We start from the raw sequence: 22,523 nt of genomic DNA, 5'->3' as shown, positions 1-22,523 counted from the left end.
CCTTCCCCTTCACGATGAGGTGCCTGTGATCCTCGAAGAAGCGCTGCTCGCGAACTTCCCCGACGACGTCCCCGTGCCAGCCGGCCTGGTCGCGGATTCAGTCTCCGCCTCGAAGCGGGTCCTCGTCGTGCTCGACGACGACCCGACGGGAACGCAGTCCGTCGCCGACCTGCCCGTCCTCACAGCATGGGAGCCTGAGGACTTCCGCTGGGCCTTCGCGCTAGGAGTGTCCGAGCCCGCGCCCGCCGGCAACGGCAGGCACGACGGCGTACGCCGCCCGGCGGCGGTCTACGTGCTCACGAACACGCGCAGCCTCGATCCGGCGGAGGCGGCCGAGCGGAACCGCGCGGTTGTCACGAACGCCCTCGCCGCCGCCGAGGATCTGGATCTCGAACTCGCCTTCACGAGCCGCAGCGACTCGACCCTGCGCGGCCACTTTCCGCTCGAGACGGACACGATCGCCGAGACCCTCGAAGCGCAGGACGGGCGCGCGACCGACGGGGTGGTCATCGTCCCGGCCTTTCCCGACGCAGGCCGGGTGACCATCGGCGGCACGCACTACACCCGCAGCGGCTCCGGGGCGCTCACGCCCGTCGCCGAGACCGAGTTCGCCCGCGATGCGACCTTCGGCTACTCCAGCTCGAGCCTCGCCGAGTACGTCCAGGAGAAGTCGGGAGGACGCTATCCCGCAGGCACGGTCATCGTCCTCGATCTCGCGATCCTGCGCACCGGGACCCCGGAGCAGAGCGCGATCGCGATAGCCGATGCGCTGGAGCCTGCCGCGGAGCGCACCCCGATCGCCGTCGACATCGTGACCGAGAACGACTTCCGACGCCTCGCCCTCGGCCTCGCAGAGGCCGAGCGGCGCGGCAAGAAGCTCGTCTACCGTGTCGGCCCACCGTTCGTGCGGGGCCGGATCGGCCAAGAGGTCCGGGCGCCGCTCAGCTCGGATGAGGCCCTCGGCGGTGACGCCCCGGAGCACGGCGGCCTCGTCGTCGTCGGCTCCCACGTGGGTCAGACGACCCGCCAGCTCGAGGCCCTCCTGCAGCGGCTCCCGTCCGTGCAGGTCGTCGAGCTCGACGTCGAACGCGTCCTCTCGGACGACGGCGCCCACGTCGCAGAGACCGCAGGCCGCGTTGCCGCGGCGCTCGCGACGGGCGACGTCGTCGTGCACACGAGCCGCACCCTGGTCACGGCCGCCGACGCCGCGGGGAGCCTCGCGATTGCCCGCCGCGTCTCGGCGAGCCTCGTCGAGGTCGTACGCCAGACGATCGCGGCCGTGCGGCCCCGGTTCGTCGTGGCCAAGGGAGGCATCACGTCGTCGGACGTCGCCGCCCATGGGCTCGGGATCCGCCGCGCAATGGTCCGCGGCCCCATGCTCCCCGGAATCGTCTCGCTCTGGGAGCCCATGGACGGCCCCGCCCTCGGCATCCCCTACGTCGTCTTCGCGGGAAACGTCGGCGACGACGCGTCCCTCGCCGACGTGGTCGGCAAGCTCAGCGGGCGCATATCCGGTGCACACGGCATATCCGGCGCAGACGGCACAGACGCAGACGGCACACCCAGCAGCCAGAAGGAACTCATCGATGACTGACTCCAGCAACTTCACGGTCGCGGTCCTCGGGCTCGGCGCCATGGGCCTTCCCATGGCCACCCGGCTCGCGACCCGCCTCGACGTCCGGGGCTTCGACATCTCCGAGGAACGCCTCGCCCTTGCGCGCGAGGCCGGCATCGAGACGTTCGGTTCGGCGGGGGAAGCAGCCAAGGGGGCGGACGGCGTCCTGCTCGCGGTCCGCAACGGCGCGCAGCTCGAGGATGCCCTGTTCGGCGAGGCGGGCATAGCCCCCGGGCTCGCACGCGGCGCCGTCGTGATCCTCACGAGCACGGTCGGAACCGAAGCCGTGGCCGGCGCCTCCGAGCGCCTGGCCGAATCCGGAGTCGAGCTCGTGGATGCTCCGCTCTCGGGCGGTCCGGTCCGCGCAGGGAACGGAGACCTCCTCGTCGTCGTGGGGGCGCCCCCGTCTGCTCTCGCCCGTGCCCGCCCCGTGCTCGACCTGCTGGCCTCGACGCTCTCGGTCGTCGGCGACCGCGCAGGGGACGGCCAGGCGCTCAAGACGGTCAACCAGCTCCTGTGCGGCGTGCACATCGCGGCGGCGGCCGAGGCGCTCGCCCTCGCGGACGCGCTCGGGCTCGACCGGGCACGCACCCTCGACGCCCTCACGGCGGGTGCCGCGAACTCGTTCATGCTGGAAGATCGCGGCCGCCGGATGCTCGATGCGTACGACGACGGGGGCGCGGCCGTGCTGAGCCGCCTCGACATCTTCGTGAAGGACCTGGGCATCGTGGGCGACGCCGCGCGGGCTGCCGGGCTCCCGACACCCGTCGCCGCGGCGGCAGAGCAGCTGTTCCTCGTAGGCCGGTCGATGGGGCTCGAGGCGGAGGACGATTCCGCCGTCATCCGGGTCCTCGCACCGGAGCTGCGGGGAACCGACCTTATAGTCTGAAACGTCACCTTGACTTCCCGGGTGACTTAGTTCACTCTATATCCTATAGGATCTACGATCAGGGAAGATCGACTTCCCCTACGCAACGGAGCATCATGCCGGAGAATCCTCACTACACCGCCGAAACCTGGCCGATTGCGACCTGCCTCCACGGCTTCCCCGCAGCCGATGCCAACGGCGTCAGAATGCACGACGCCGAGCCCGAGGTCTGGGACGACATGTTCGCCCAGATCGAGGAGGTCGGCTTCAACCTCGCCGAACTCGCCGACAGCCACGTCCGACCGGCGGACCTCTCGCCATCACGCCGCGACGAGTTCCTCCAGATCGCCGCGTCCCACGGCGTCGGCATCCCCTCCGTCCACCTGCAGCGGCAGAGCGTCATCATGCCCGGCCACGAGGAGCGGAACCTCGAGTACGCCCACCGGACCATCGACGCGGCCGCCGAGTGGGGCATGAAGGTCTTCTCGACCGGCCTGCACCAGCCTTTCAGCGAAGCCCAGCGCAGAGCCCTGTGGTTCTGGACTGCCGAGGGGCCCAAGGATCCAGACGACCGCGAGACGTGGGAACTCGCCGTCCGCCGCATCCGCGAACTCGGCAAGCACGCGGCCGAAGTCGGGCTGCCCGTCTCCCTCGAGCTCTACGAGGACACCTACCTCGGCACGGCAGACAGCGCTGTGCGGTTCGTCGAAGAGGTCGGCCTGGACAATGTCGGCCTGAACCCTGACGTCGCGAACCTCATCCGCCTCCACCGCCCCGTGGAGGACTGGCGCGAGCTGTACGCGAAGACGCTCCCCTACGCCAACTACTGGCACGTCAAGAACTACACCCGCGACGAGGCGGCCGACGGCAGCTGGGCGACCTCCGTGCCCTCGACCATGGAGGCCGGCCTCATCAACTACCGCCAGGTGTTCCGCGACGCCGTGAAGCTCGGCTTCAACGGGATCATCCTCACCGAGCAGTACGGCGGGGACAGCCTGGGCGTGTGCGCCACGAATCAGAAGTACATCCGCTCGCTGCTGCCCAAGGCCTAGGAAGGAACCCCAGCATGACAACGAACCCTGAGGCCCAGCCCCAAGCGGTCCAGACACAGTCGGCGCAGCACCGGATCGCCGTCGTCGGCTCCGGCTACATGGGAGGGGGCATCGCGCAGTCCCTCGCCCTTGCCGGCTCGACCGTCAAGATCGCGGACATCTCCGAGGAGATCGCCCGGAAGAACTACGACCGCCTCCTCGCCGAGGCAGCCGAGTTCGCCGAGCAGGGCCTCTTCCCGGCAGACGCCGTCGAGCGCATCCGTGCGAACGTCTCCCCCGCGCCGTCCATCGAGGACGCTGTCGCGGACGCTGACTTCATCGAGGAGGCCGTCCCCGAGAAGATCGAGATCAAGCACGAGACGCTCCGGCGGATCAGCGCCGCCGCCCGTCCCGACGCCGTGATCGGCTCCAACACGTCCACCATCCGCATCGCCGAGCTCGCGACTGCCGTCGAGCGGCCCGAGCGCTTCCTGGGCGTCCATTTCTCCAACCCGGCCCCGTTCATCCCGGGCGTCGAGCTCATCCCGCACGCCACGACCGATGAGGCCGTCATCCCGCTCGTAGAAGCGCTCGTTGCCTCTACGGGCAAGGAGAGCGCGCGCGTCAAGGATGCGACGGGCTTCGTGCTCAACCGGCTCCAGTACGCGCTGTTCCACGAGGCGACCCAGATCGTCGAGGAGGGCATCGCGACGCCCGAGGACATCGACACGATCGTCCGCACCACGTTCGGCTTCCGCCTCCCCGCCTTCGGTCCGTTCGCGATCGCGGACATGGCCGGCCTCGACGTCTATGCCTTCTGCTACGCCTCGCTCCAGACCCGCTGGCCCGAGCGCTTCGCGACTCCCGAGTCGCTGCGCAAGCTCGTCGACGCCGGCAAGTTCGGGACGAAGTCCGGAGCCGGCTACCTCGACGTCCCCGCCGAGCGGATCCCCGAGCTGGTCGCCTACCGCAACAAGGCCTACGTCGCCATCAAGAAGCTCATGGACGAGCTGGGGCCGGCGCCCATCCACGCCGATTCCGCAGAATCCGGAAACTGACCAAGGAGAGTCCGCTATGACAGCATTCCCCGAAGCCCGCACTGCGATCCTCACGGGTGCAGCCTCCCCGCGGGGCATCGGCCGCGCGACTGCCCACTACCTCGCCGAGCGCGGGTGGAACATCGGCATCATCGACATCGACGCCGAGGCCGCGAAGCGCGTCGCCGAGGAAATCGCCCTCGAACACGGCGTCCAGGCCGCCGGCGCGGGCGCGGACGTCTCGAACGAAGAGCAGGTTCGGGCGGCGTTCGACGAGCTCGAGGGCACCCTCCCCCAGGTGGTCGCGCTCGTGAACCTCGCGGGCGTCTCCTCGCCGGTCCCGTACCTCGAGGTCACCCCCGAGGAGTGGAACCGGGTGATCAACATCAACCTCAACGGCGTGCACTATGCGACCCACCGAGCGGTCGAGTCCATGGTCAAGCACGGCGTCGGCCGGGTTGTGAGCCTCTCGTCCGTCTCGGCGCAGCGCGGCGGCGGCACCTACAGCAAGACGGTCTATTCGGCTGCGAAGGCCGGCATCATCGGCTTCTCGCGGAGCGTGGCCCGCGAGCTCGGCCAGGACGGCATCACGGTCAACGTGATCTCGCCCGGCCCTATCGACACCGACATCATGGGCGGCACCCTCACCGAGGAGCGCAAGGCGAAGATGGCGGCCGACGGCGTCCTGCCGCGGATCGGGACCCCGCGCGACATCGCGGCGGCCATCGCGTACCTCATCAGCGAGGACGCCGGATTCGTGACCGGTCAGACGCTCAACGTCGACGGCGGCCTCTACATGCACTGACCTTCGTCATGCACTGGCTTCCCTCATAGCCAGGTCCCTGGCGAGAAGCCGGGCTCGAAGGAGCCCGGCTTGAAGAAGCACGTCCCGACGAAGCACGTCCCGACGAAGTCCAAATCAACGAAACCAACCCAAGAAGCACGGCCCAGAAGTTCAACTCGAAGGAGAGCTGAAGTGTCCATGCCCGCTGATGTGTCCTTGACCGCGCCGTCGACCCACGACGCGAAGCTCAAGTCCGCCATCTCCAAGGCCGCCCGGCATCTCATGCCGATGCTCGTCATCCTCTATTTCGTCGCGTTCCTCGACCGCACCAACGTCGGCTTCGCGCAGGCTGCACTGAAGGCCGACCGCGGCGTCGGCGACGCTGCCTTCGCCCTCGGGGCCGGCATCTTCTTCATCGGCTACGCCATCTTCGAGGTGCCGAGCAACCTCCTGCTCAAGCGGTTCGGGGCACGGTTCTGGCTCGCCCGCATCTCGATCACCTGGGGCATCGTGGCGGCGTGCTTCGCGTTCACGACCAACGACGTCATGTTCAACGTCCTGCGCTTCCTGCTCGGCGTGACCGAGGCCGGCCTGTTCCCCGGGGTCATCATGTACCTCTCGGAGTGGTTCCCGAACAAGGTGCGCGTGCAGATGTTCGCGATCTTCTACCTCGCCCAGCCGTTCTCGCAGATGATCGGCGCCCCGCTCAGCGGCGGCCTCATCAGCTTCGGCGACTCCCTGGGCTTCGCCCGCGGGTGGCAGGTCATGTTCCTCGGCGAGGGCCTCCTCGCCGTCGTCGCCGGAATCGCCGCCCTGTTCCTCCTCACCAACAGCCCGTCGAAGGCGAAGTTCCTCGACGACGGCGAGAAGCTCGCGCTCTCCGATGCGATGGCCCTCGAGGACCGCGCCCGCAGCCAGGACGGCCCGAAGGGCATCTGGGCGGCCATGGCGAACTGGAAGGTCTGGTACTTCACCGTCATCTACTTCGCCCTCCAGATCGCGGTGTACGGGACGACGTTCTACCTCCCCCAAGAGGTCGCGGGCCTTCTCGGCAAGAAGGTCGGCTGGGAGGTCGGCCTCGTCTCTGCCATCCCGTGGCTCGTCGGCCTGTTCGCCTGCTACTACCTCGGCCGCGCGGCCAACACCATCGCCCGCCGCCGCAACTGGGGAACGCTCCTCTACATCGGAACAGGGCTCTTCATCGTGGCGTCGGCGTGGGCCGGCGTAAGCGGGCAGCCGCTGCTCGGCATCGTGTTCATCACCCTCGCCGTCGCGAGCTTCCTCTCGGTTGGCCCCATCACGTGGGCGTACCCGACGTCGTTCCTCACGGGCGCTGCGGCGGCCGCAGGCATCGGGCTCATCAATTCGCTCGGCAACCTCGGCGGCTTCGTCGCTCCGCTCATGCGCACGGCCATCAACGCAGCCGTTCCCACCGCCAGCGGCGAGTGGGGCGTGGTCTCGCTCGGCGTCTTCGCATTCGTCGCCGCGGCGATGGTCTTCCTCACCAAGTTCTTCCGCGCTCCGAAGTCCGACGAGCTGCTGGAGGAACCCGTGATGCACCACTAGCCAGAGCTCTTCCGCCCGAGTCTTCGAGCCCATATCCGATAGGATTCGACCATGCCCGCCGTTTCGAGTAGCCGCCGGCCCGCCAACCGGCAGCTCCTGGCCGACTACGTGTACCAGGAACTCCTCGCGTCCCTCATGGACGGCCGGCTCGAGCCGGGCCAGGCCATCGGCATCGACCGGACGGCCCTGGAACTCGAAGTCTCCCAGACCCCGATCCGGGAAGCGCTCGCCCGGCTCGAGGCGACCGGGCTGGTCCGGCGGGAGGCGCTCAAAGGCTACCGGGTCGCACCCCTGTTCACCGCTGAGGAGCTCGACGAGCTCATGGCAGCGCGCGCCGTCATCGAACCGGCGATCGCCGAGCGTGCGTGCGCGCACGTCACCCCGGAGCTCCGGGCGCAGCTCGAGCAGGCCGTCGACGACCTCCGGGGCGCCCCCACCGGGCCGACCTTCGCCGAGTACGGAGCGTACTGGGAGGCGGACGAGCGCTTCCACCGCCTGATCGCCGAGAATGGGCAGAATCGCTTCATGCTCAATGCCTACAACGCCCTCGGCGGCCAGGTTCAGCGCTTCCGCTTCTTCGGGAACCTGGGCGTGACGGACGCGGAGAACGCGATCGACGAGCACACGAAGATCCTTGAGGCGTTCGAGTCGGGCGACCCCCGGCGCGCGCACGACGCGATGCTCGAGCACATCTCGCTCGTGCGGGACCGCGCCGTCAGGGACGCCGTCTCGACGCGCGGCTGAAGGCTCGACGCGCGGCTGAAGGGCAGCCCTTCCACCTTGGGGAGGGCTGCCCTTCAGCCTGTGGAGGCTCCTCAGTCCTCGCGGTGAAGCAGTTCCCGGACGCGGGCGCGCAGTGGTTCGCGGTCGTAGCTGTTCACGAGCGCGCTTGCCATGCGCACCGGGTCGCCGAAGAAGAAGTACTCGTAGAGTGCCTGCCGCCCGGCAAAGCCCGAGATCGACGCGTCGTAGGCGAGCTTGAAGAGGCGGATCCGTTCGGGGCCGGTCAGCGATTTGCCTTGGAGGTACTGCTCAATATCCTCGCGGGCCACGTCGAGGTCCGCCTCGCCGGGGAGGGCCATGAGACCCGAGGCGCAGAATTTGCGGATGATCTCCGGGTAGCGCTGCGACGCCTTCGGGTACCAGTTCCGGGCCGCGTTGAGCGTCGGCCAGTGCGGGAGCATGACGTCGTCGTCGCTCAGCTGGGCCTGGGCCTCAGAGGCGACGGCGAGCGCCTTCCCTATCTCGACGTTGCGGACGAGCTCTGCGAGGTCCTCCTGGATGTGCTGGAAGCCGTCGATCCCGATCGCCGCCGCGATCTCGGAGGCAAGCCCGAGGAAGAACTCGCTCTTCGCGACCGTGCGGGTCACGACCTGATGCGTCATGAGCGCCGCAGCGCCGGTCTCCGAGTACCACTGGTTGCACAGCTGGGGGTGGCCGAGCATGAACAGCCGCTCATCGGGGACGAAGACGTCGTCGAACACCACGACGGCGTCCACCTCCTCGAAGCGGCTCGCTAGCGGCTCGTCGTGGTGGCTCCCCCCGTGATGCAGTCCCGTACGGCACAGGTACCGCAGGCCGGGCGCGTCGTTCTGGATCGCGAAGGCGAAGGAGTAGGGCGCGTCTTCGGGCGCGCCGCGGAGCACGGTCGACGGGAAGACCAGCAGCTCGTCCGCGATGGGCGCGATTGTCGCGAGCATCCGCGCGCCCCGGATGACAACGCCGTCGTCGCGCTCCTCGACGACGCGGGCCGCAAGCTGGCCGCCGAGCTGTTCGGAGCCCGACACCGAGCGGTTGGCCTGGGGAGGGATGAGGGTGTGGGTCGCGAGGAGGTCGTTCTCCCTCGCCATCTCGTAGTAGGCCTCGATGCGCTCCCCGAAGGCAGGGTCGGCCCGCGCGAAGAACTTCTTCGCCGCGCTGAGCGCGGTGAGTGCCGAGTTCATGTAGTCGCCGGTGCGGCCGAGGAAGCCGTTGGAGTACTCGGCCCACACGGACATCGCGTCCCGCCGTCTCGCGAGGTCCTCCTTCGAGCGCGGGACGAGGAACGAGGCGTTGACCGGCTCGCCGGTGGTGGGCGACGGGTAGGTCAGGCGGTCCCGGAACTGCGGATCGTGCTGCATGTCGAAGAGCTTCGCGTAGGTGTGCGCGAGGCCCCTGAACGCGGGGTGTTCGGTGAGGTTCTCCGAGACCACCTCGCCGTCGATCACGAGGTGCGGCCGCATCGAGTCGAGCTTGTCCAGGAACTGCTGGCCGGTACGGATGCCCATGGTGCTTCTCCCGTCGTCGGATGGTTGGACCTGGAGGATCGTCGGGGGCTAGAGCAAGTCCTCCACCCCGAGCTGGCTCTCGGGGATCGTGGTGAAGCGTCCGCTCGCAAACGCGAGCGCGTCCCCGGACCGGTAGTTGAAATCGACGACCTCGCCCAGATACAGCGTGTGGTCTCCGCCGTCGTAGGCCGCCCAGGGCTTGCATTCGAAATAGGCGAGGACGCGGCTGAGGCGGGGAGCCACGGTCCCCTCGACCCATTGGGGCTCGGCCCCGGGAGTGCCGGCGAAGTGCATGGCCAGGGCCTTCTGTTCCGCCCCGAGGATGTTCACCGTGAAGGGACGCCCGGCAAGCTCGTCGTGCGCCCTCGTGCTGCGGGCGATGCTCACGAGGACGAGCGGAGGATCGAGGGAGACGGAGGTGAAGGAGTTGACGGTGATGCCGTGGCGTGTTGTCGACCCGTCGAAGGTCACGATCGCCACTCCGGTTGCGAAGCGGCCGAGGCTGCCGCGGAAATGGTGGGCGCGGCCGCTCACGGTCCGTCCCCTCTTCTCCGGCCCAGCACCGGGCTCACGGATCATCGTCACACCTCCTGGGCCTTCCTCTGCGCGTCCTGTGCCGTAGGACGCTTCAGGTCGCTTCCTCTGCGATCGGGCAGGACGTCACACTGAGCGCAGCCTCTGTCACGGCACCCCAGCCGGTTCTATAATCGGAAAAGACGTCCTTTTATCGAACACTCATCGAACACCCACTGAAGGATCCGCTGTGGGGCCTGCATAAGACTCTACGACGCCGAAGCCCTCGCTGGCCCCCCGCTACAACGCCTCCGTCGGATCGATCCTCTCGAACCAGACGCGCCCTCGGAAGGAACAGCATGCCGCAGTCAACCGAGACAGCTGCCCACTCCCAGACCCTCTCGCGGGGGATCCGCGCGCTCGAGGTTCTAGCAGACGCGCGTTCACCCCTGACCATCGCGGAGCTCGCAGAGTCCCTCGGAGTGCACCGCTCGATCGCCTATCGCATCATCCGCACGCTCGAGGACCACTCGCTCGTCGAACGCGACGACTCGGGACGCCTCCAGCCCGGCGCCGGCCTGGCCGTCCTCGCGCGCGGCGTCGCCCGCGACCTGCAGTCCGCCGCCGCTCCGGAGCTGGGACGCCTCGCGGAGGAGCTCGGGATGACCGCCTTCGTCGTCGTGTGGGACCACGCCGACTGCGTCACACTCGCCACCGTCGAGCCCCGGCACAACGGCACGACCATCGCGCAACGCCCGGGCACCCGGCACAGCGTCGCGTCGGGAGCCCCCGGAATCGCGATCCAGTCCGCACTCGGGCGCGCCGAGTGGGAGCGGCGGATGCCCGAGGTGCCGTATCGCGCGGAGGCAGACGAAGCCCGCGAACGCGGGTACGCGGTGAGCCACGACGAGGTGATCCCGGGTGTCTTCGCCATCGCAGCCCCCATACTGACCCCGCGCCAGCGGCCGTCCGCACTCGCCGTCGTGCACTTGGGCGGGAACATCGAGATCGAACCGGTCGGCGGGGCACTCAAGGAGTCCGCCCGCCGGATTGCCGCTGCGGTCGGCTGAGACGGGCTTTCAGGTCAGCGGCGGCGGACGACGGCGACTGCAGCCCCGAGCGCAAGCAGCGCGCCCGCCGCTGCGCTCGGCGCCACGAACGCAGCGGCAGATCCGCCTCCCGCGGCGAGCTGTCCGCCGAGGGCCGAGCCGAGCGCGGTGCCCGCGACGATCCCGCTCGCAAGCATCGTCATGACAGTGCCCGTCCGACCGTGGGGGGCCACGCGTCCGCCGATGCCGAAGACGGTCACCATGATCGGGCCAACCGGGATCCCCACGAGCAGCAGCGCAGCCGTCATCGACGGCAGCCCGTCCGGGATGAACAGGACGAGGCTGAAGACGAGCATGCACCCCGCGCACACGATCCAACGGGATGCGAGGCTGAAGGCCGGCGGCCAGACCGCGACACTGAGGGCCGCGATGGCGGACGTGAGGCCGACGGCGGCGTACAGCAGGCCGCCCAGGTCTGGGGAGCCGTGCTCGGCGGCGAACGCCGTCAGTGCCGCCTGAGTGCTTCCGAAGAACGTCCCCATTGCGATCATGGCCGCGACAGGAACGAGCACGATGGCCCACTCGCGGAGGCTCACGGGCGGGAGTTCGTGGCGCGCGATCGGGCGGACCGCCCTGGCCGTCGGGTGGAGGGCGAACGCCGTCACGGAAATGGCTGTGAGGAGGGCGGCGGCCGAGAGGGGCAGCCACGGCGCGACTCCCGCCCCCAGGAGGCCAACGAGGGCGGGCCCGAGCACGAACGTCAGCTCGTCTGCGGTGCCCTCGTACGAGAGGGCAGCGTCGAGCTCCAGGGCCCGCAGGGTCCGCCCCTCGGTGAGTCCCATCCACCGGGCGCGGGCGAACGGCCCGACCTGCGGCGTCGTCAGCCCGGAGAGCAGCGCCGAAACGACGACGGGGGCGCGGGCACCGCCGTCCGCATCCCCCAAGGTGAGGGCGGTGAGGACCAGAGCTGTCACGGCGACCGTGTTGAGGGCCGCGGCCGCGAGGAGCACCCGGGTCTGCCCGGCCCGGTCCGCGAGAGCACCGAGGATCGGCGCCCCGATCGCCGAGCCGATTCCGACGGCACCCGCGGCCATGCCCGCGAGGGCGTACGACTTGGACTCGACGGCGATGAGCGTGAGCGTCCCGACGGTGAGCATCGCGAGGGGGAGGCGGGCGAAGAGGCCCAGGGGTAGGAAGGCCGCGCCGGCGAGGTCAGGGAGGACCTTGTAACGCGACAGGACGGAGACTCGGATTGGCACGGGCACGCCTCAGCTCGTGCACGACGTCCCTGCCTCCCGTCGTGCGGTACCCGGATGCGCTCCCCATCGTAGCGGCTGGCTGGTCGTTGCGGGCTGGTCGTCGTTGCGGGCTGGTCGTTGCGGGGTGGTCGTTGCGGGCTGGTCGTCGTTGCGGGCTGGTCGTTGCGGGGGCTGCTCTGGTCAGATGGCGCCCGCGCGGACAGGCGAGTCGGTCGCGACAGGCGAGTCGACAGCGACCAACGCGTCCCCGCCCGCCACGACCTCGAGTTTCGAGCCCGAGCGTCCCTTCGTGACCCTAATCTGAGCGGGAATCCTCTGCTTGAGTTCGGCGACGTGGCTCACGAGACCCACGGTTCGCCCGCCGTCCCGCAGCCCCTCGATGGCCTCCATGACCTGTTCGAGCGTCTGCTCGTCCAGGCTGCCGAACCCCTCGTCGACGAACAGCGTCTCGATATCGATGCCCCCCGCCTCATGCTGCACGACGTCCGCGAGTCCGAGCGCGAGCGCGAGCGACGCCATGAAGGACTCTCCCCCCGACAGGGTCGAGGGGTCCCGCCGCTGGCCCGTCCACGCATCGAAGACCTCGAGCCCGAGGCCGGACGCCGCCCCCCGAGCGGCCAGGGCGTCACTGTGCTCGAGGCTGAACCGCGCGTCGCTCATGACGGCGAGCCGCTCGGTCGCGGCGAGAGCCACCTGCTCGAGCCGGGCAGCGAGGACATACCGGTGAAGCGACATCCTGAGGCGGTTCTCGCCGGACCCCCGGGCCGTCCGCTGGAGTTCGCCGAGCAGATCGGCCCTGGAGCGGGTCGTCTGCACGACGGGGAGGATGCGGGCGAACTCCTCGTGCAGTCGCTCGCAGCGTGCCCGCGCGGCCGACGCCGCGTGCTCGGCCGCGTGGGCCGAGGCGAGGCCTGCCTCCGCCTCGGCCAGCCCGTGCCGGCAGTCTTCGAGCCGCTGGGCGGCACTTTGACCCGGGTCGGAGCCGGCTGCCCTCTCGGCACCGAGGGCGCGGGTGGCGGCGGCGGACGAAAGCAGCCCCGCGATGGCCTGTTCCTCCGCGACGTGGGAGTCGACGGCCGACTGCAGGACCTCGGCTTCAACCTTCGTCAGGAGAGCGTCCCGGGCAGCCCGCGCATCCGGGAAGGGGCTGTTTCGAAGGGCTGCCGCGAGGGCCTCCGCCGCGACTTTGGCGTGGGCCCGCTCGGCGGCGGCAGCAGCGGCTGCATCCGCGAGCGGCTCGAGGGCGCGGACGAGGGCGCTCAGGGCGCGGTGTCTCGCGCCGAGGCTCGGCCAGCCGGCCCGCCATTCGACCAGATCGTTCTGGCACTGCTCGATCTCGCTGGCGAGTCGCGCGAGCGCCGCCTCGGCAACCGCGAGCGCGCTCGCCGCGGCCTCCCGCTCGGTCGCCGCGTCCCGCCGCCGCGCTTCGATCGCTGCAAGCCGCTGCGCGACGCTTCGCAGCCGTTCCTCGGCTCGACGCGCATCCTTCAGCCGGGCAGCAGCCTCGTCGAGGGCTCGGGCCGCCTTGTCGGGATCGGCGTCCCCGCCACGCGCCACGAGCGCGGACACCGCCGACTTGGCGTCCGCGACGGCCGCGGCGGCGGCACGCTCGCGCTCGACAGCTGCGTCCGCCTCGGCTGCGGCATCCTTCTCGCGATCCACGAGCCGCAATGGGTCGTCCGCGCCGATCGCGGGCCTCGGGTGGTCCGGGGAACCGCAGACGGGGCAGGCGACGCCGTCCTCGAGCCGGGCCGCCAGCTCGAAGGCCGTGTGGTCGAGGCGTTCCTGGCGCAGGTCGAGCCAGCGCTCCCGGAGCTCGAGCGCCTGCTTCCGGCACTTGAGCAGAAGCTGTTCCGCGGCCTCGAGCTGCGCGGCTGCGACCCCATACTCCTGGACCGCGTCGAGTACGGCGCGGGCCGCCTGCTCGTCTCGTTCATCCGCTGCTCGGGCCGCCGCGAGGGGCTGGATCCGCTCCCGCTCCGCCTCGAGTTCGGCCTCGAGCCGCTCGGCCTCGGAGCGCTCGGAATCGAGGTGGGAGAGAGCCTCGCGCCCGCGCTGGGCCGCGGACTGCGATTCCCGCTGCTGCACGATGAGCCTGTCGAGCTCGTCCTCGAGCGGAATGCGTTCGGCGAGCACCGCCGTCTGGGCACGCGTATCCCCTGCCTCGGCACGGAGCTCGTTCGGCGAGAGCACGGCCTCGTCGGCGCCGGTCCACCCTGCGGCTGTCGCGGCGCTCAGTGCAGCTCGGAGTTCCTCCTCGGCGCCAGCCCAAGCTGCCGCGGCCCGACGATCCTCCTCGAGCTCGGGTCGCAGCGCGGCTGCCGCCCGTGCTCGCTGCAGCCTTTCGAGCCGCGCCTCGTGCTCCGCGGCCTTGGCCTCCCAGCGGGCCCTGCGCTCCCGTGCGGCGGCGAGCTCCGCGGCGTCGTCCGCCGCACGCCGGCACTCCTCCTCGGCGAGGCGAGCGACTGCGACCTCGCGGCGGGCGCGCTCGATCGCAGTCCCCGCCTGCTCAGCGAGCCTTTCGAAGCGGGCGTCCGCAAGCCGGAACCACTCCTCGGCCTCGGCGAGGACCAGCCCGTCGGGCACGGTATCCCCCAAGGCCAAGGACCCGCTGAGTCGCTTCGCCTCGTCTCCCCCGGCGAGCTCGACGACGCTCTCACCGGGCTCGCCGTGGCCGGCCGGCTCGCCGTGGCCGGCGGACTCGTAGTGGCCGGCGGACTCGTGGTGGGCGGCGAGCTCGGCCGCGAGCTGTCGGAGGGGTATCCGCATGGAGTTCTCGGCTTCGGCGGCGCGCGCCTCCGCTTCCTGCGCCATCGCCGCAAGCTGAGCCTCGACGTCCGCGTAGCGCCCGGTCGCAAAGAGGCTTTCGAGGAGCTTCTCGCGGTCTTTGGGGTCTGCCCGCAGGAACGCAGCGAACTCGCCCTGTGGGAGCATCGCGACACGGGTGAACTGCTCGCGGTCCATTCCGAGCACCTCGCGGAGCAGGGCGGCTGCCTCGTCATTCCGAGTCGAGACCGCGTACCACTCGCCATCGACCAGCTCGCGCAGCTGGGTGCTTGCCTGCTGGGACGTGAAGCCGTTCTTGGAGCGCGCACTCGGCCTGTCCCAGGCGGGACTGCGGCGGACTTCGAACCGCCGGCCCTGTGCGCTGAACTCGAGCTCCACGAACGGCTCGGCCGAGGCGTCTGCGTGATGGCTCTTGAGGGATTTGCTCCCCTGCCGGGCGCCCGGCAGCCCGCCGTACAGGGCGAAGCACACGGCGTCGAGGACGCTCGTCTTGCCTGCCCCGGTGGCCCCGTTGAGGAGGAAGAGTCCGTGCTCGGCGAGTGCGTCGAAGTCGACGCACTGCCGTGTGGCGAACGGACCGAAGGCGGCCAGCTCGAGACGGTGGAGCCTCATTGGGCGGCCTCCGTGAGCCGCACCCTCTCGAGGGCCTCGGTGACGGCAGAGCTTTCGGGCCCGTCCAGGCCTCGGCCACGCACGTGCTCGAAGAACCCGCAGCACACGTCGAGCTCGTCGCGAGCGGCGGCGAGGCGGCCGCTGTAGGTGGACGAGGCGCGGGAAGCCGCGCCTTCCGGGTCGAACTGGAGCGAGAGTGCGAGCGGGAAGCGGGCCCGCAGCCTTTCCATCGCCCGCTGCGGCCGCTCGGCGTCGGTGAGGGTGATGTGGCAGCAGGCTTCCTCCGCGTCGCCGAGCCCCGCGTCGGCAAGGAGTTCCTCCAGCTTCCCCCGCAGGACGGCGAGCCGATGGGTCGTCGGCCAGCCCACCTCCGTCACCGACTCCAGGCCGGAGGGCGAGAAGTCGAGCAGCCACGCGCCCTTGGACTGCTTGGCCTCGCCGAAGGAGTAGGCGAGCGGGGAGCCCGAGTAGCGGACGGTATCGGTGAGGCGCTGACGACCGTGCAGATGGCCGAGCGCCGCATAGTCGAAGCCTTCGAAGAGCTCGGCCGGGACGACGTCAAGGCCGCCCACTGCGAGAGCACGTTCGCTCTCGGCGGGCACGCCGCCCGAGGCGAAGGTATGGGCCATGACGACCGAATGGATGGTGCCACCGGCCCGACGCTTCTCGAGGTCCGCGCGGACTCGGTCGAGGGCCGCCCGCGTCACGGGGACATGCCCCGAGCCCTCAGCCTCGAGCTCCGCCGCGACAAGCCTGGGCTCGAGATACGGCAGTCCGTAGACGGCCACCTCAGTCCCGTCCGCTCCCTTGAGCAGCACAGGGACGTCGATTTCCGGGATGCGCGTGCGCACGTGCACGCCGGCGCGCTCCAGGAGCCGGGAGCCGAAGCCCAGTCGGACCGCCGAGTCATGGTTCCCGCTTGTGAGCACCACCTGCGCGCCGGCCTGCGTGAGCCGCACGAGCACCTGATCGAGCACAGCGACGACGTCCACGGCCGGGAGCGCCCTGTCGTACACGTCGCCGGAGACGAGCACGGCGTCGATCCTCTCGGCCGCGACGAAGTCCACGAGGCCGTCGAGCCATTCGCCCTGCGCGGCGAGCAGTCCGAGCCCATGGAACGAACGCCCCAGGTGCCAGTCGGAGGTGTGCAGGATCTTCATGCTGGGAGGCTAACGGGTGGCACCGACAATTCCCGGTGCCACCCGCGCAGATGCATCAAACGGCTTACTTGTTCTGGTCGAAGAAGTTCTTCGCGTCATTCTCGTCGGAACGCGGAGCCTCGGCGGTGGGGGGAACTTCCGCCCCCTCGCCCAGCGCTCCCGCGCCGATCGAACCCTCGGCCTCGTCTCGCGCGTCGAAGGAAGCGTCGTCTTCCGTGGTCGCGCTGTGCTTGCGGTGCTCGGCCTCTTCGACCTGCTCGACGGACGCACCGGAGGTGGATGCGCCCTCAACCGTCGTGAAGGACGGAGCACCCGGGGCACCCGTCACGATGACGTCCTCGGGCGAGCCGAAGCCGCGGAAGATGAGGCCCGTGATGGCAGCGCCGAGGAGCGGCGCGACCCAGAAGATCCACAGCTGTCCGATCGCCGAGGGCTCGGCGAAGATCACGGTCGCGGTGGACCGGGCTGGGTTGAGCGATGCGTTCGTGATGGGGGCGATTGCCTGGACGAGGATTGCGAGGCCGAGGCCGATCGCCCAAGGGGCCACGCCCCTCGCGGCACGCTTCGACGTCGCGCCCAGGATGATCGCGAGGAACGCCGCCGTCGCGACGACCTCGGCGAGAAGGCCCGCCGCCATCGGGAACTTGTTCGGCGAGAGGTCGTCGACGCCGTTCGAAAGCTGCGTGAAGATCGTCTGGACGTTCGAGAGGTTCGGGAGGGTGCGCACCGCGATCCACAGGATCAGTGCGCCCGCGGCGCCGCCGACGAGCTGGGCGAGGACGTAGCCGGGGACCCGCCTCCAGGGGGTGCGCCCGGCCACGGCAGTGCCGAGCGTCACGGCGGGGTTGAAGTGGCCGCCCGAGATGTGGCCGAACGCGGCGATGCCGACGCCGATGCTCAGGCCGATGGCGAGCGGAGCGGGCAGCGGAGCCGAGGAGGGGTTGCTGAAGAGCGCAACGCCGAGGCCGCCGAAGACCAGAAGGAACGTGCCGAATGCCTCGGCCGCGAGCTTCGCGACGATGCCGAACTCCTTCGTATCCGAAGGAACGGCCTCAGCGGTGGTGACCGCAGGGGTGGTCATGGGATTCCTCTTTCGAGTCGTCGGTGGGACGGCGGCGTGCCGCCAGATGGCCAAGGTCGTCTCGCAGCACCCGCCACGGCGTGGCCGGGCGCCTGACCGCCCCTCATGCTACCTGCCTTGGCAATGTGCGCGGTGTGGGCCGAGACATAGCCCCGCGACAGGGAACCACCTGAGGGCGCGCAGCGGAACGGGATGGGGAAGCGGTCAGAGGTAGATTGCTGGGGTGACGAGCACCCCAAGCATCCGAGCCCGCATCCACGGCTGTCTGTTGGGCCTTGCAACGGCGGAGGCCGTGGTTCTCGAGGAGGCAGGATCGGCCCACGGTCGCACTGATGACGGCAGGCTCGCGCTCGGCGTGTCAGGCCAGCTTGCGCTGTACACGGCCGACGCCCTCGTCGAAGTGCTCGAGTGGGCCAACAGGGGCGTCTACGCCGACCAGGCAGCGACCTTGTGGCTCGCCGCGCTGCGGTGGGCGGCGGGCCAAGGCGTGCCCCTTCCGCCGTCCGCGCCGCCCGCGCAGCCCCGCTGGATCGACTCCGAGCCCGCGGCGGTCCGCCCCCTTCCCGTACGCCCCTCGTGGGTGGCCTCCCTGGCGTCCGGAGAGATGGGAACCGCGGGCCGCCCGCTCGGGCCCGCGTTCGACGACGCTGCCGCCGCCGCGCGGACGGCGCCGCTCGGCCTCATCCCCGGGACCCCGTCGTCGGCCGTCCTGACAATGGCCGCAGAGGGGGCTTCCCTCACCCACGGGCACCCCGATGCCGTCCAAGCCTCGGTCGCGGTGGCGAGCGCCGTGCACGCGGCGCTCGGCGGCTCTGATGTCTCCGAGGCCGTCGACGCCGCCAAAGCAGCCGTTGCCGGTCTTCGCTCTCCCGAGCAGGACATTGTCGATGCCCTCGCCGGCGCATCGACGTCGGACACCGCCCCGCCCGCCGCTGCGCGGGCCTCGCAGTCGCTCGCGGCTGCGGTCCGGGCAGCGTTGGGCGCGGGCGAGGTCGGGGGCCCGGAGGCCTTCCGCCGGGCCGTCCTGAAGACCTCCGACGCCGGTGCGGAGGCCGCGGCGATCACAGGGGCACTGCTCGGGACGGCATGGGGAAACGAGATCGTTCCCTCGGACTGGGCGGAGCGCCTCGACGCGTCCGCCGTCATCGGCCGGATGGCCACAATGCTCGCGGACGCTGCCGGCGCGCTCGAGTGAGTCGTCTGCCCGGCGGGCCGGGCCCGCGTCCTGCTATCGGGAGGTCGACGGTCGGTTCAGCCGCGGCTGAGGGCGATGTTGCTGCAGGCCTCGCACACGCTCTCGGGAATGATTCCGGCGTTCTGGAGGCGGCCGAAGATCCAGCAGCCGAGGCAGAAGCCGGCAAATGATTCGAGCGAGGCCGCGACAATGAGGAGGCCGAGGAGGACCCAGGCCGCGGGTGCGAGCCCAACGGTCCACAGCACGGCCGCGGGGGTTGAGAGGACGGCGCCGATCGTCTGGGCGAAGCGCTTGGGCGGCCCGGCGACGAGCCGGCGCTTCCCCAGCCGCGGGACGATGACATGGACCGCGAGGCGGCCGGCGGGCGAATACCGCGGTCCGCCGGCGACGCGGAGCCAGAACCCGAGCGCGATGAGCCACAGCGGCCAGCCCCAGCCGGTCGCGAGTCCGACGACGAGCACCACAGCGCTCAGGACGACGATGATCCCCGCCGTGCTGCGCGCGGCGTACTCGTTCACGGGGTTCGGGAACTCGAACGCCCTGCGGAGCGCGCTGCGGGGGGCTTTGCCGGTGGAAGTCGTCACCCTTCCAGCGTAGGAAGCTGACGCGTCATCGAAAAGGAATGTTGCGCAGTGCGTCGTCGCGTCGCTCAGGCGCTGCGAGCGGGCCACGCGCCGCCCAGCATCTGCAGGAACTCGCCCTCGGACAGGACCTCCACGCGGTACCCGGCGGAGCGCAGCTCGAGGGCCCTCCGCGCCTTCGACGTCACCCGCCCAGTCCCGCGGCCCGCGCGCAGATCCGATGCCACGAACCCGTCGCCCACCACGAGGAGGGTCGTCGCGCGCGTGACCGAGCTCGCAGGCTGGGCTCCATAGGCGGCCGCCCGCGACTTCGCTTCGGCGCGAGGGATGCCGAGAGTGCCAGTGAAAACAATGCGGTGGCCGAAGAGGGGATGCCCCGGATCAGCGCCCTCGTTCGCTGCGGGATTCGCCCCTTCCTCCGGCCAGCCCGCCCATTGGCGCGGCGAGGCGGTGGACCGAAGGGCCTTCGTTGTCGCCGCTGAGAGGGCGTCCCGCCCCGGCACGAACTCGGGATGCCGCGGAAGGGAGAGGTGCAGCGCATCGTAGAGCTGCGCGACGTCGGACGCTCCGTGCCGCTGCGCGATGTCGACCAGGATTCCCGCGCAGGCCGCGGCGTCCTCGCTCGCGTCGTGGTGGTTGACGAGCGGGACGCCAGCAGCCTCCGCTACAAAGGGAAGCGAATGGGACGGCAGGTCGTAGGTCCGCCGCGACAGGACGACGGTGCACGCATAGTCATAGGCGGGGGCCGGGAGCCCGGACACCTCGAGCGCGGAGCGGATGACGCCGAGATCGAAGGCTGCGTTGTGCGCGACGAGCACGTCGTCGCCGATGAACCCGCCGATCTCCGCGAAGAGCTCGCCGAAGCGCGGCTGCCCGACGACGTCGTCGGGCCTGATGCCGTGGATGGCGACATTCCGCGGGTCGAAGACGTCGTGTCCGTGCGGCGGCCGCATGAGCCACGTCTTGGTCTCGACCGGGCGGCCGTCCCTCACCCTGACGAGCCCGACCGCACAGGGAGAGCTCCGAAATCCATTGGCGGTCTCGAAGTCGATCGCGGTGAAGTCCAGGGCCACGGTGGCGAGTCTAGCCACGCGAACCGCCCTCTCCCGGGACCGCCACGGCCCCTCCGGTACGCTGGACGAGTGATCCGTGCCGCGCTGACCCATCTCGCCGCCGCCGTGCCCGCGGCCGTCCAGCCGAGGGCCTCCATCCTCCCGGACTGGCTCAACCCGGACGTCTTCCTCCGCGACTCGCCTCTCGGTCCGTGGATCGTTCTCGTGGTGTGCGTCATCATCTTCGCCGAGACGGGGCTCCTCATCGGGTTCTTCCTGCCCGGTGACTCGATGCTGTTCACGGCGGGCCTCCTCGTCGCGACCGGCGCAATCCAGTTCAACATCTGGCTCCTCGCGCTGTTCGTGGTGATCGCGGCGATCATCGGCAACCAGGTGGGCTTCCTCATCGGCGCGAAGATCGGTCCTGCCCTCTTCAGCCGCCCCGACTCTCGGCTTTTCAAGCAGGAGAACGTGCGCAAGGCCCACGAATTCTTCGAGCGCCACGGCGGCCAGTCGCTCATCCTCGCGCGCTTCGTGCCGATCATCCGCACGTTCGTCCCCGTCATCGCCGGCGTTGCCCGCATGGAGCGGCGCAAGTTCTTCCTCTACAACGTGCTCGGGGCGATCCCGTGGGCAGCGGGCGTCACGCTGCTCGGTGCGTGGCTCGGGCATTACACGTGGGTCGGCCAGAACATCGACCTCATCTTCCTCGTCATCGTGCTCGTCTCCCTCATCCCGATCTTCGTGGAGTTTGCGAAGGCGCGGGCGGCGAGGCGGCGCGGCGCCGTCTCCGGGACGCCCGTCAGCGAGGACACCGAGACGGAGCGTCCCGAGGGGCGCTGAGTGTCGCGGAGGCAGAGGCTCGCAGCCCTCGGACTGTGCCTGATCCTCGTAGGCCTCAACCTCCGTACCGTCTTCTCGAGCTTCTCGGCCATCCTTGACGAGGTGCAGCGGGCGGCAGCAGTTCCCGCCTGGGCCGTCACAGTCCTCACCACTGCCCCCGTCGCGTGCCTCGGCGTCTTCGCGCCGCTCGCTCCCCCGCTGGCCCGGCGCTTCGGCGCGGAGCGGGTGCTCCTCGCCGCAATGGGCGTGCTCACCTTGGGCCTCCTCGTGCGTCCGACGACGATTCCCGGCTGGGGTGCCCTGCCTTCCCTCCTCTTCGGCACGGCAGCCTGCGGCTTCGCCATTGCACTCGGGAACGTCCTGCTGCCGGGGCTCGTGAAGAGGGACTTTCCGCACCTGCTCGGGCCCATGAGCGGGCTCTACACGACGGCAATTGTCGCCTCGGCAGCGCTCGCGGCAGGCTTCACCTATCCCCTGCTCGAGGCGACAGGCTCGTGGCAGCTCGCGCTCGGCGCCTGGGCGGTGCCTGCCGCCGTCGTCGCCCTCGTCTTCGCCCCGATCGCCTGGAACGGCCGGGATCCGCTGCACACCGCGGAAGGCCAGGGTCCTCGCCTCGCCCGGGATCCCGTCGCGTGGCAGGTCACCCTCTTCATGGTCGCGCAGGCCATGATGTCCTTCAGCGTCTTCGCGTGGCTGGCCCCGATCCTCCGCGACCGCGGCGTCGACGGCGCAACTGCGGGTCTGCTGGCCTCGTTCTCGATCGTCCTGCAGATGGCCGGCTCCCTCGTGGCGCCTGCCCTCGCGACCCGGCTCAGGCAGCAGAGCGCGCTCAACGTCGTCGCAGCCCTGCTCACGGGCTGCGGGTTCGCGCTCTGCATCGTGGGGCCCCTCGGCGGCATCTGGGCATGGGCCGCGATGCTCGGGCTCGGCCAAGGGAGCCTCACGGCGCTCGCCCTCACGATGGCGATGCTGCGGACGCACGACGCCGGGACCGCAGCCCGGCTGTCAGGGATGATGCAGGGCTTCGGCTACGGGCTCGGGTCGACCGGAACGCTCCTCGTGGCCCAGCTGCGGGCGGCAACGGGGTCCTTCACCGCCGTCGCGGTGCTCTTCGCCGCCGTCGGCTGCTTGGCGGCCGTCTTCGGCGCGCTGTCCGGGCGACGCCTCTACGTAGGTTCCGACGAGCGCGTAGGAGCCAGCGGACAGCGGTAGGTTGCGGCGGG

The 22,523-nt window shown here is 70.3% G+C and carries 19 protein-coding genes; 11 read left to right on the top strand and 8 right to left on the bottom strand.

Annotated elements, in window-relative coordinates; all coding sequences use genetic code 11:
* Positions 1–25 precede the first annotated feature (25 nt).
* From E6A21_RS03035 to E6A21_RS03005, 7 genes are all read left to right on the top strand, one after another.
* Positions 26–1,594, top strand: a complete 1,569-nt coding sequence (locus E6A21_RS03035) for a four-carbon acid sugar kinase family protein (protein ID WP_138442613.1) — start codon at positions 26–28, stop codon at positions 1,592–1,594.
* A complete protein-coding gene (locus tag E6A21_RS03030; protein ID WP_138442612.1) occupies positions 1,587–2,504 on the top strand; it encodes an NAD(P)-dependent oxidoreductase in 918 nt (305 codons plus the stop codon). The genes E6A21_RS03035 and E6A21_RS03030 overlap by 8 nt, the downstream gene beginning before the upstream one ends.
* A 95-nt stretch (positions 2,505–2,599) precedes the next feature.
* On the top strand, positions 2,600–3,535 hold the full coding sequence (locus E6A21_RS03025) for a sugar phosphate isomerase/epimerase family protein (protein ID WP_138442611.1): 936 nt from the start codon (positions 2,600–2,602) through the stop codon (positions 3,533–3,535).
* Between the two features lie 14 nt (positions 3,536–3,549).
* The gene (locus tag E6A21_RS03020) at positions 3,550–4,572 is read left to right on the top strand and encodes a 3-hydroxyacyl-CoA dehydrogenase family protein (protein ID WP_138442610.1); all 1,023 of its coding nucleotides are present in this window, start codon (positions 3,550–3,552) and stop codon (positions 4,570–4,572) included.
* Positions 4,573–4,588: 16 nt separating this feature from the next.
* A complete protein-coding gene (locus E6A21_RS03015; protein WP_138442609.1) occupies positions 4,589–5,356 on the top strand; it encodes an SDR family NAD(P)-dependent oxidoreductase in 768 nt (255 codons plus the stop codon).
* A 177-nt stretch (positions 5,357–5,533) separates the two neighbouring features.
* Complete coding sequence (locus tag E6A21_RS03010) at positions 5,534–6,901, top strand: MFS transporter (RefSeq protein ID WP_138442704.1); 1,368 nt, start codon at positions 5,534–5,536, stop codon at positions 6,899–6,901.
* A gap of 51 nt (positions 6,902–6,952) precedes the next feature.
* Complete coding sequence (locus E6A21_RS03005; RefSeq protein ID WP_138442608.1) at positions 6,953–7,645, top strand: GntR family transcriptional regulator; 693 nt, start codon at positions 6,953–6,955, stop codon at positions 7,643–7,645.
* Between the two features lie 71 nt (positions 7,646–7,716).
* Here the strand turns inward: E6A21_RS03005 and hpaB are convergent, their stop codons facing one another.
* Together hpaB and E6A21_RS02995 are read right to left on the bottom strand one after the other, a co-directional pair.
* Positions 7,717–9,168 (bottom strand): 4-hydroxyphenylacetate 3-monooxygenase, oxygenase component, encoded by a 1,452-nt coding sequence (gene hpaB, locus E6A21_RS03000; protein ID WP_138442607.1) that lies wholly within the window; start codon positions 9,166–9,168, stop codon positions 7,717–7,719.
* 48 nt (positions 9,169–9,216) lie between these two features.
* A complete protein-coding gene (locus E6A21_RS02995) occupies positions 9,217–9,747 on the bottom strand; it encodes a flavin reductase family protein (RefSeq protein ID WP_138442703.1) in 531 nt (176 codons plus the stop codon).
* A 293-nt stretch (positions 9,748–10,040) separates the two neighbouring features.
* Here E6A21_RS02995 and E6A21_RS02990 point away from each other — a divergent pair, with 293 nt between their 5' ends.
* Entirely contained in the window at positions 10,041–10,751 is a 711-nt protein-coding gene (locus E6A21_RS02990; RefSeq protein ID WP_138442606.1) for an IclR family transcriptional regulator, read from the top strand.
* Positions 10,752–10,765: 14 nt separating this feature from the next.
* On the opposite strand, the gene E6A21_RS02985 is transcribed toward E6A21_RS02990, so the two are convergent.
* From E6A21_RS02985 to E6A21_RS02970, 4 genes are all read right to left on the bottom strand, one after another.
* Positions 10,766–11,989, bottom strand: a complete 1,224-nt coding sequence (locus E6A21_RS02985) for an MFS transporter (RefSeq protein ID WP_425471502.1) — start codon at positions 11,987–11,989, stop codon at positions 10,766–10,768.
* Positions 11,990–12,169: 180 nt separating this feature from the next.
* Complete coding sequence (locus E6A21_RS02980) at positions 12,170–15,388, bottom strand: AAA family ATPase (protein ID WP_138442604.1); 3,219 nt, start codon at positions 15,386–15,388, stop codon at positions 12,170–12,172.
* Positions 15,385–16,548, bottom strand: a complete 1,164-nt coding sequence (locus E6A21_RS02975; RefSeq protein ID WP_138442603.1) for an exonuclease SbcCD subunit D — start codon at positions 16,546–16,548, stop codon at positions 15,385–15,387. The genes E6A21_RS02980 and E6A21_RS02975 overlap by 4 nt, the downstream gene beginning before the upstream one ends.
* Before the next feature lie 64 nt (positions 16,549–16,612).
* Positions 16,613–17,629: an aquaporin gene (locus tag E6A21_RS02970; RefSeq protein WP_138442602.1), complete on the bottom strand. Its 1,017-nt coding sequence runs from the start codon at positions 17,627–17,629 to the stop codon at positions 16,613–16,615.
* 223 nt (positions 17,630–17,852) lie between these two features.
* On the opposite strand from E6A21_RS02970, the gene E6A21_RS02965 reads away from it, so the two are divergent.
* On the top strand, positions 17,853–18,824 hold the full coding sequence (locus E6A21_RS02965; protein ID WP_171041231.1) for an ADP-ribosylglycohydrolase family protein: 972 nt from the start codon (positions 17,853–17,855) through the stop codon (positions 18,822–18,824).
* 56 nt (positions 18,825–18,880) lie between these two features.
* On the opposite strand, the gene E6A21_RS02960 is transcribed toward E6A21_RS02965, so the two are convergent.
* Positions 18,881–19,408: a DUF4395 domain-containing protein gene (locus tag E6A21_RS02960; RefSeq protein ID WP_138442600.1), complete on the bottom strand. Its 528-nt coding sequence runs from the start codon at positions 19,406–19,408 to the stop codon at positions 18,881–18,883.
* Positions 19,409–19,473: 65 nt separating this feature from the next.
* Positions 19,474–20,478, bottom strand: a complete 1,005-nt coding sequence (locus E6A21_RS02955) for a 3'-5' exonuclease (RefSeq protein WP_138442599.1) — start codon at positions 20,476–20,478, stop codon at positions 19,474–19,476.
* 69 nt (positions 20,479–20,547) lie between these two features.
* On the opposite strand from E6A21_RS02955, the gene E6A21_RS02950 reads away from it, so the two are divergent.
* Positions 20,548–21,300 (top strand): VTT domain-containing protein, encoded by a 753-nt coding sequence (locus E6A21_RS02950; RefSeq protein WP_138442598.1) that lies wholly within the window; start codon positions 20,548–20,550, stop codon positions 21,298–21,300.
* The gene (locus E6A21_RS02945; RefSeq protein ID WP_138442597.1) at positions 21,301–22,512 is read left to right on the top strand and encodes an MFS transporter; all 1,212 of its coding nucleotides are present in this window, start codon (positions 21,301–21,303) and stop codon (positions 22,510–22,512) included.
* The last annotated feature ends 11 nt before the right edge of the window (positions 22,513–22,523 follow it).

Source organism: Sinomonas susongensis (genome assembly GCF_005877005.1).
GTDB lineage: Bacteria > Actinomycetota > Actinomycetes > Actinomycetales > Micrococcaceae > Sinomonas > Sinomonas susongensis.
This window is presented reverse-complemented; position numbering and strand designations above follow the sequence as displayed.

What these genes read in the sequence shown, in the direction of transcription:
- E6A21_RS02995 (WP_138442703.1), bottom strand. Translation starts at nt 9,747, where the DNA reads ATGATCCGTGAGCCCGGTGCTGGGCCGGAGAAGAGGGGACGGACCGTG.
- E6A21_RS03020 (WP_138442610.1), top strand. Translation starts at nt 3,550, where the DNA reads ATGACAACGAACCCTGAGGCCCAGCCCCAAGCGGTCCAGACACAGTCG.
- E6A21_RS03030 (WP_138442612.1), top strand. Translation starts at nt 1,587, where the DNA reads ATGACTGACTCCAGCAACTTCACGGTCGCGGTCCTCGGGCTCGGCGCC.
- E6A21_RS02975 (WP_138442603.1), bottom strand. Translation starts at nt 16,548, where the DNA reads ATGAAGATCCTGCACACCTCCGACTGGCACCTGGGGCGTTCGTTCCAT.
- E6A21_RS03025 (WP_138442611.1), top strand. Translation starts at nt 2,600, where the DNA reads ATGCCGGAGAATCCTCACTACACCGCCGAAACCTGGCCGATTGCGACC.
- E6A21_RS03010 (WP_138442704.1), top strand. Translation starts at nt 5,534, where the DNA reads ATGCCCGCTGATGTGTCCTTGACCGCGCCGTCGACCCACGACGCGAAG.
- E6A21_RS02970 (WP_138442602.1), bottom strand. Translation starts at nt 17,629, where the DNA reads ATGACCACCCCTGCGGTCACCACCGCTGAGGCCGTTCCTTCGGATACG.
- E6A21_RS02990 (WP_138442606.1), top strand. Translation starts at nt 10,041, where the DNA reads ATGCCGCAGTCAACCGAGACAGCTGCCCACTCCCAGACCCTCTCGCGG.
- E6A21_RS02980 (WP_138442604.1), bottom strand. Translation starts at nt 15,388, where the DNA reads ATGAGGCTCCACCGTCTCGAGCTGGCCGCCTTCGGTCCGTTCGCCACA.
- E6A21_RS03005 (WP_138442608.1), top strand. Translation starts at nt 6,953, where the DNA reads ATGCCCGCCGTTTCGAGTAGCCGCCGGCCCGCCAACCGGCAGCTCCTG.
- E6A21_RS03015 (WP_138442609.1), top strand. Translation starts at nt 4,589, where the DNA reads ATGACAGCATTCCCCGAAGCCCGCACTGCGATCCTCACGGGTGCAGCC.
- hpaB (WP_138442607.1), bottom strand. Translation starts at nt 9,168, where the DNA reads ATGGGCATCCGTACCGGCCAGCAGTTCCTGGACAAGCTCGACTCGATG.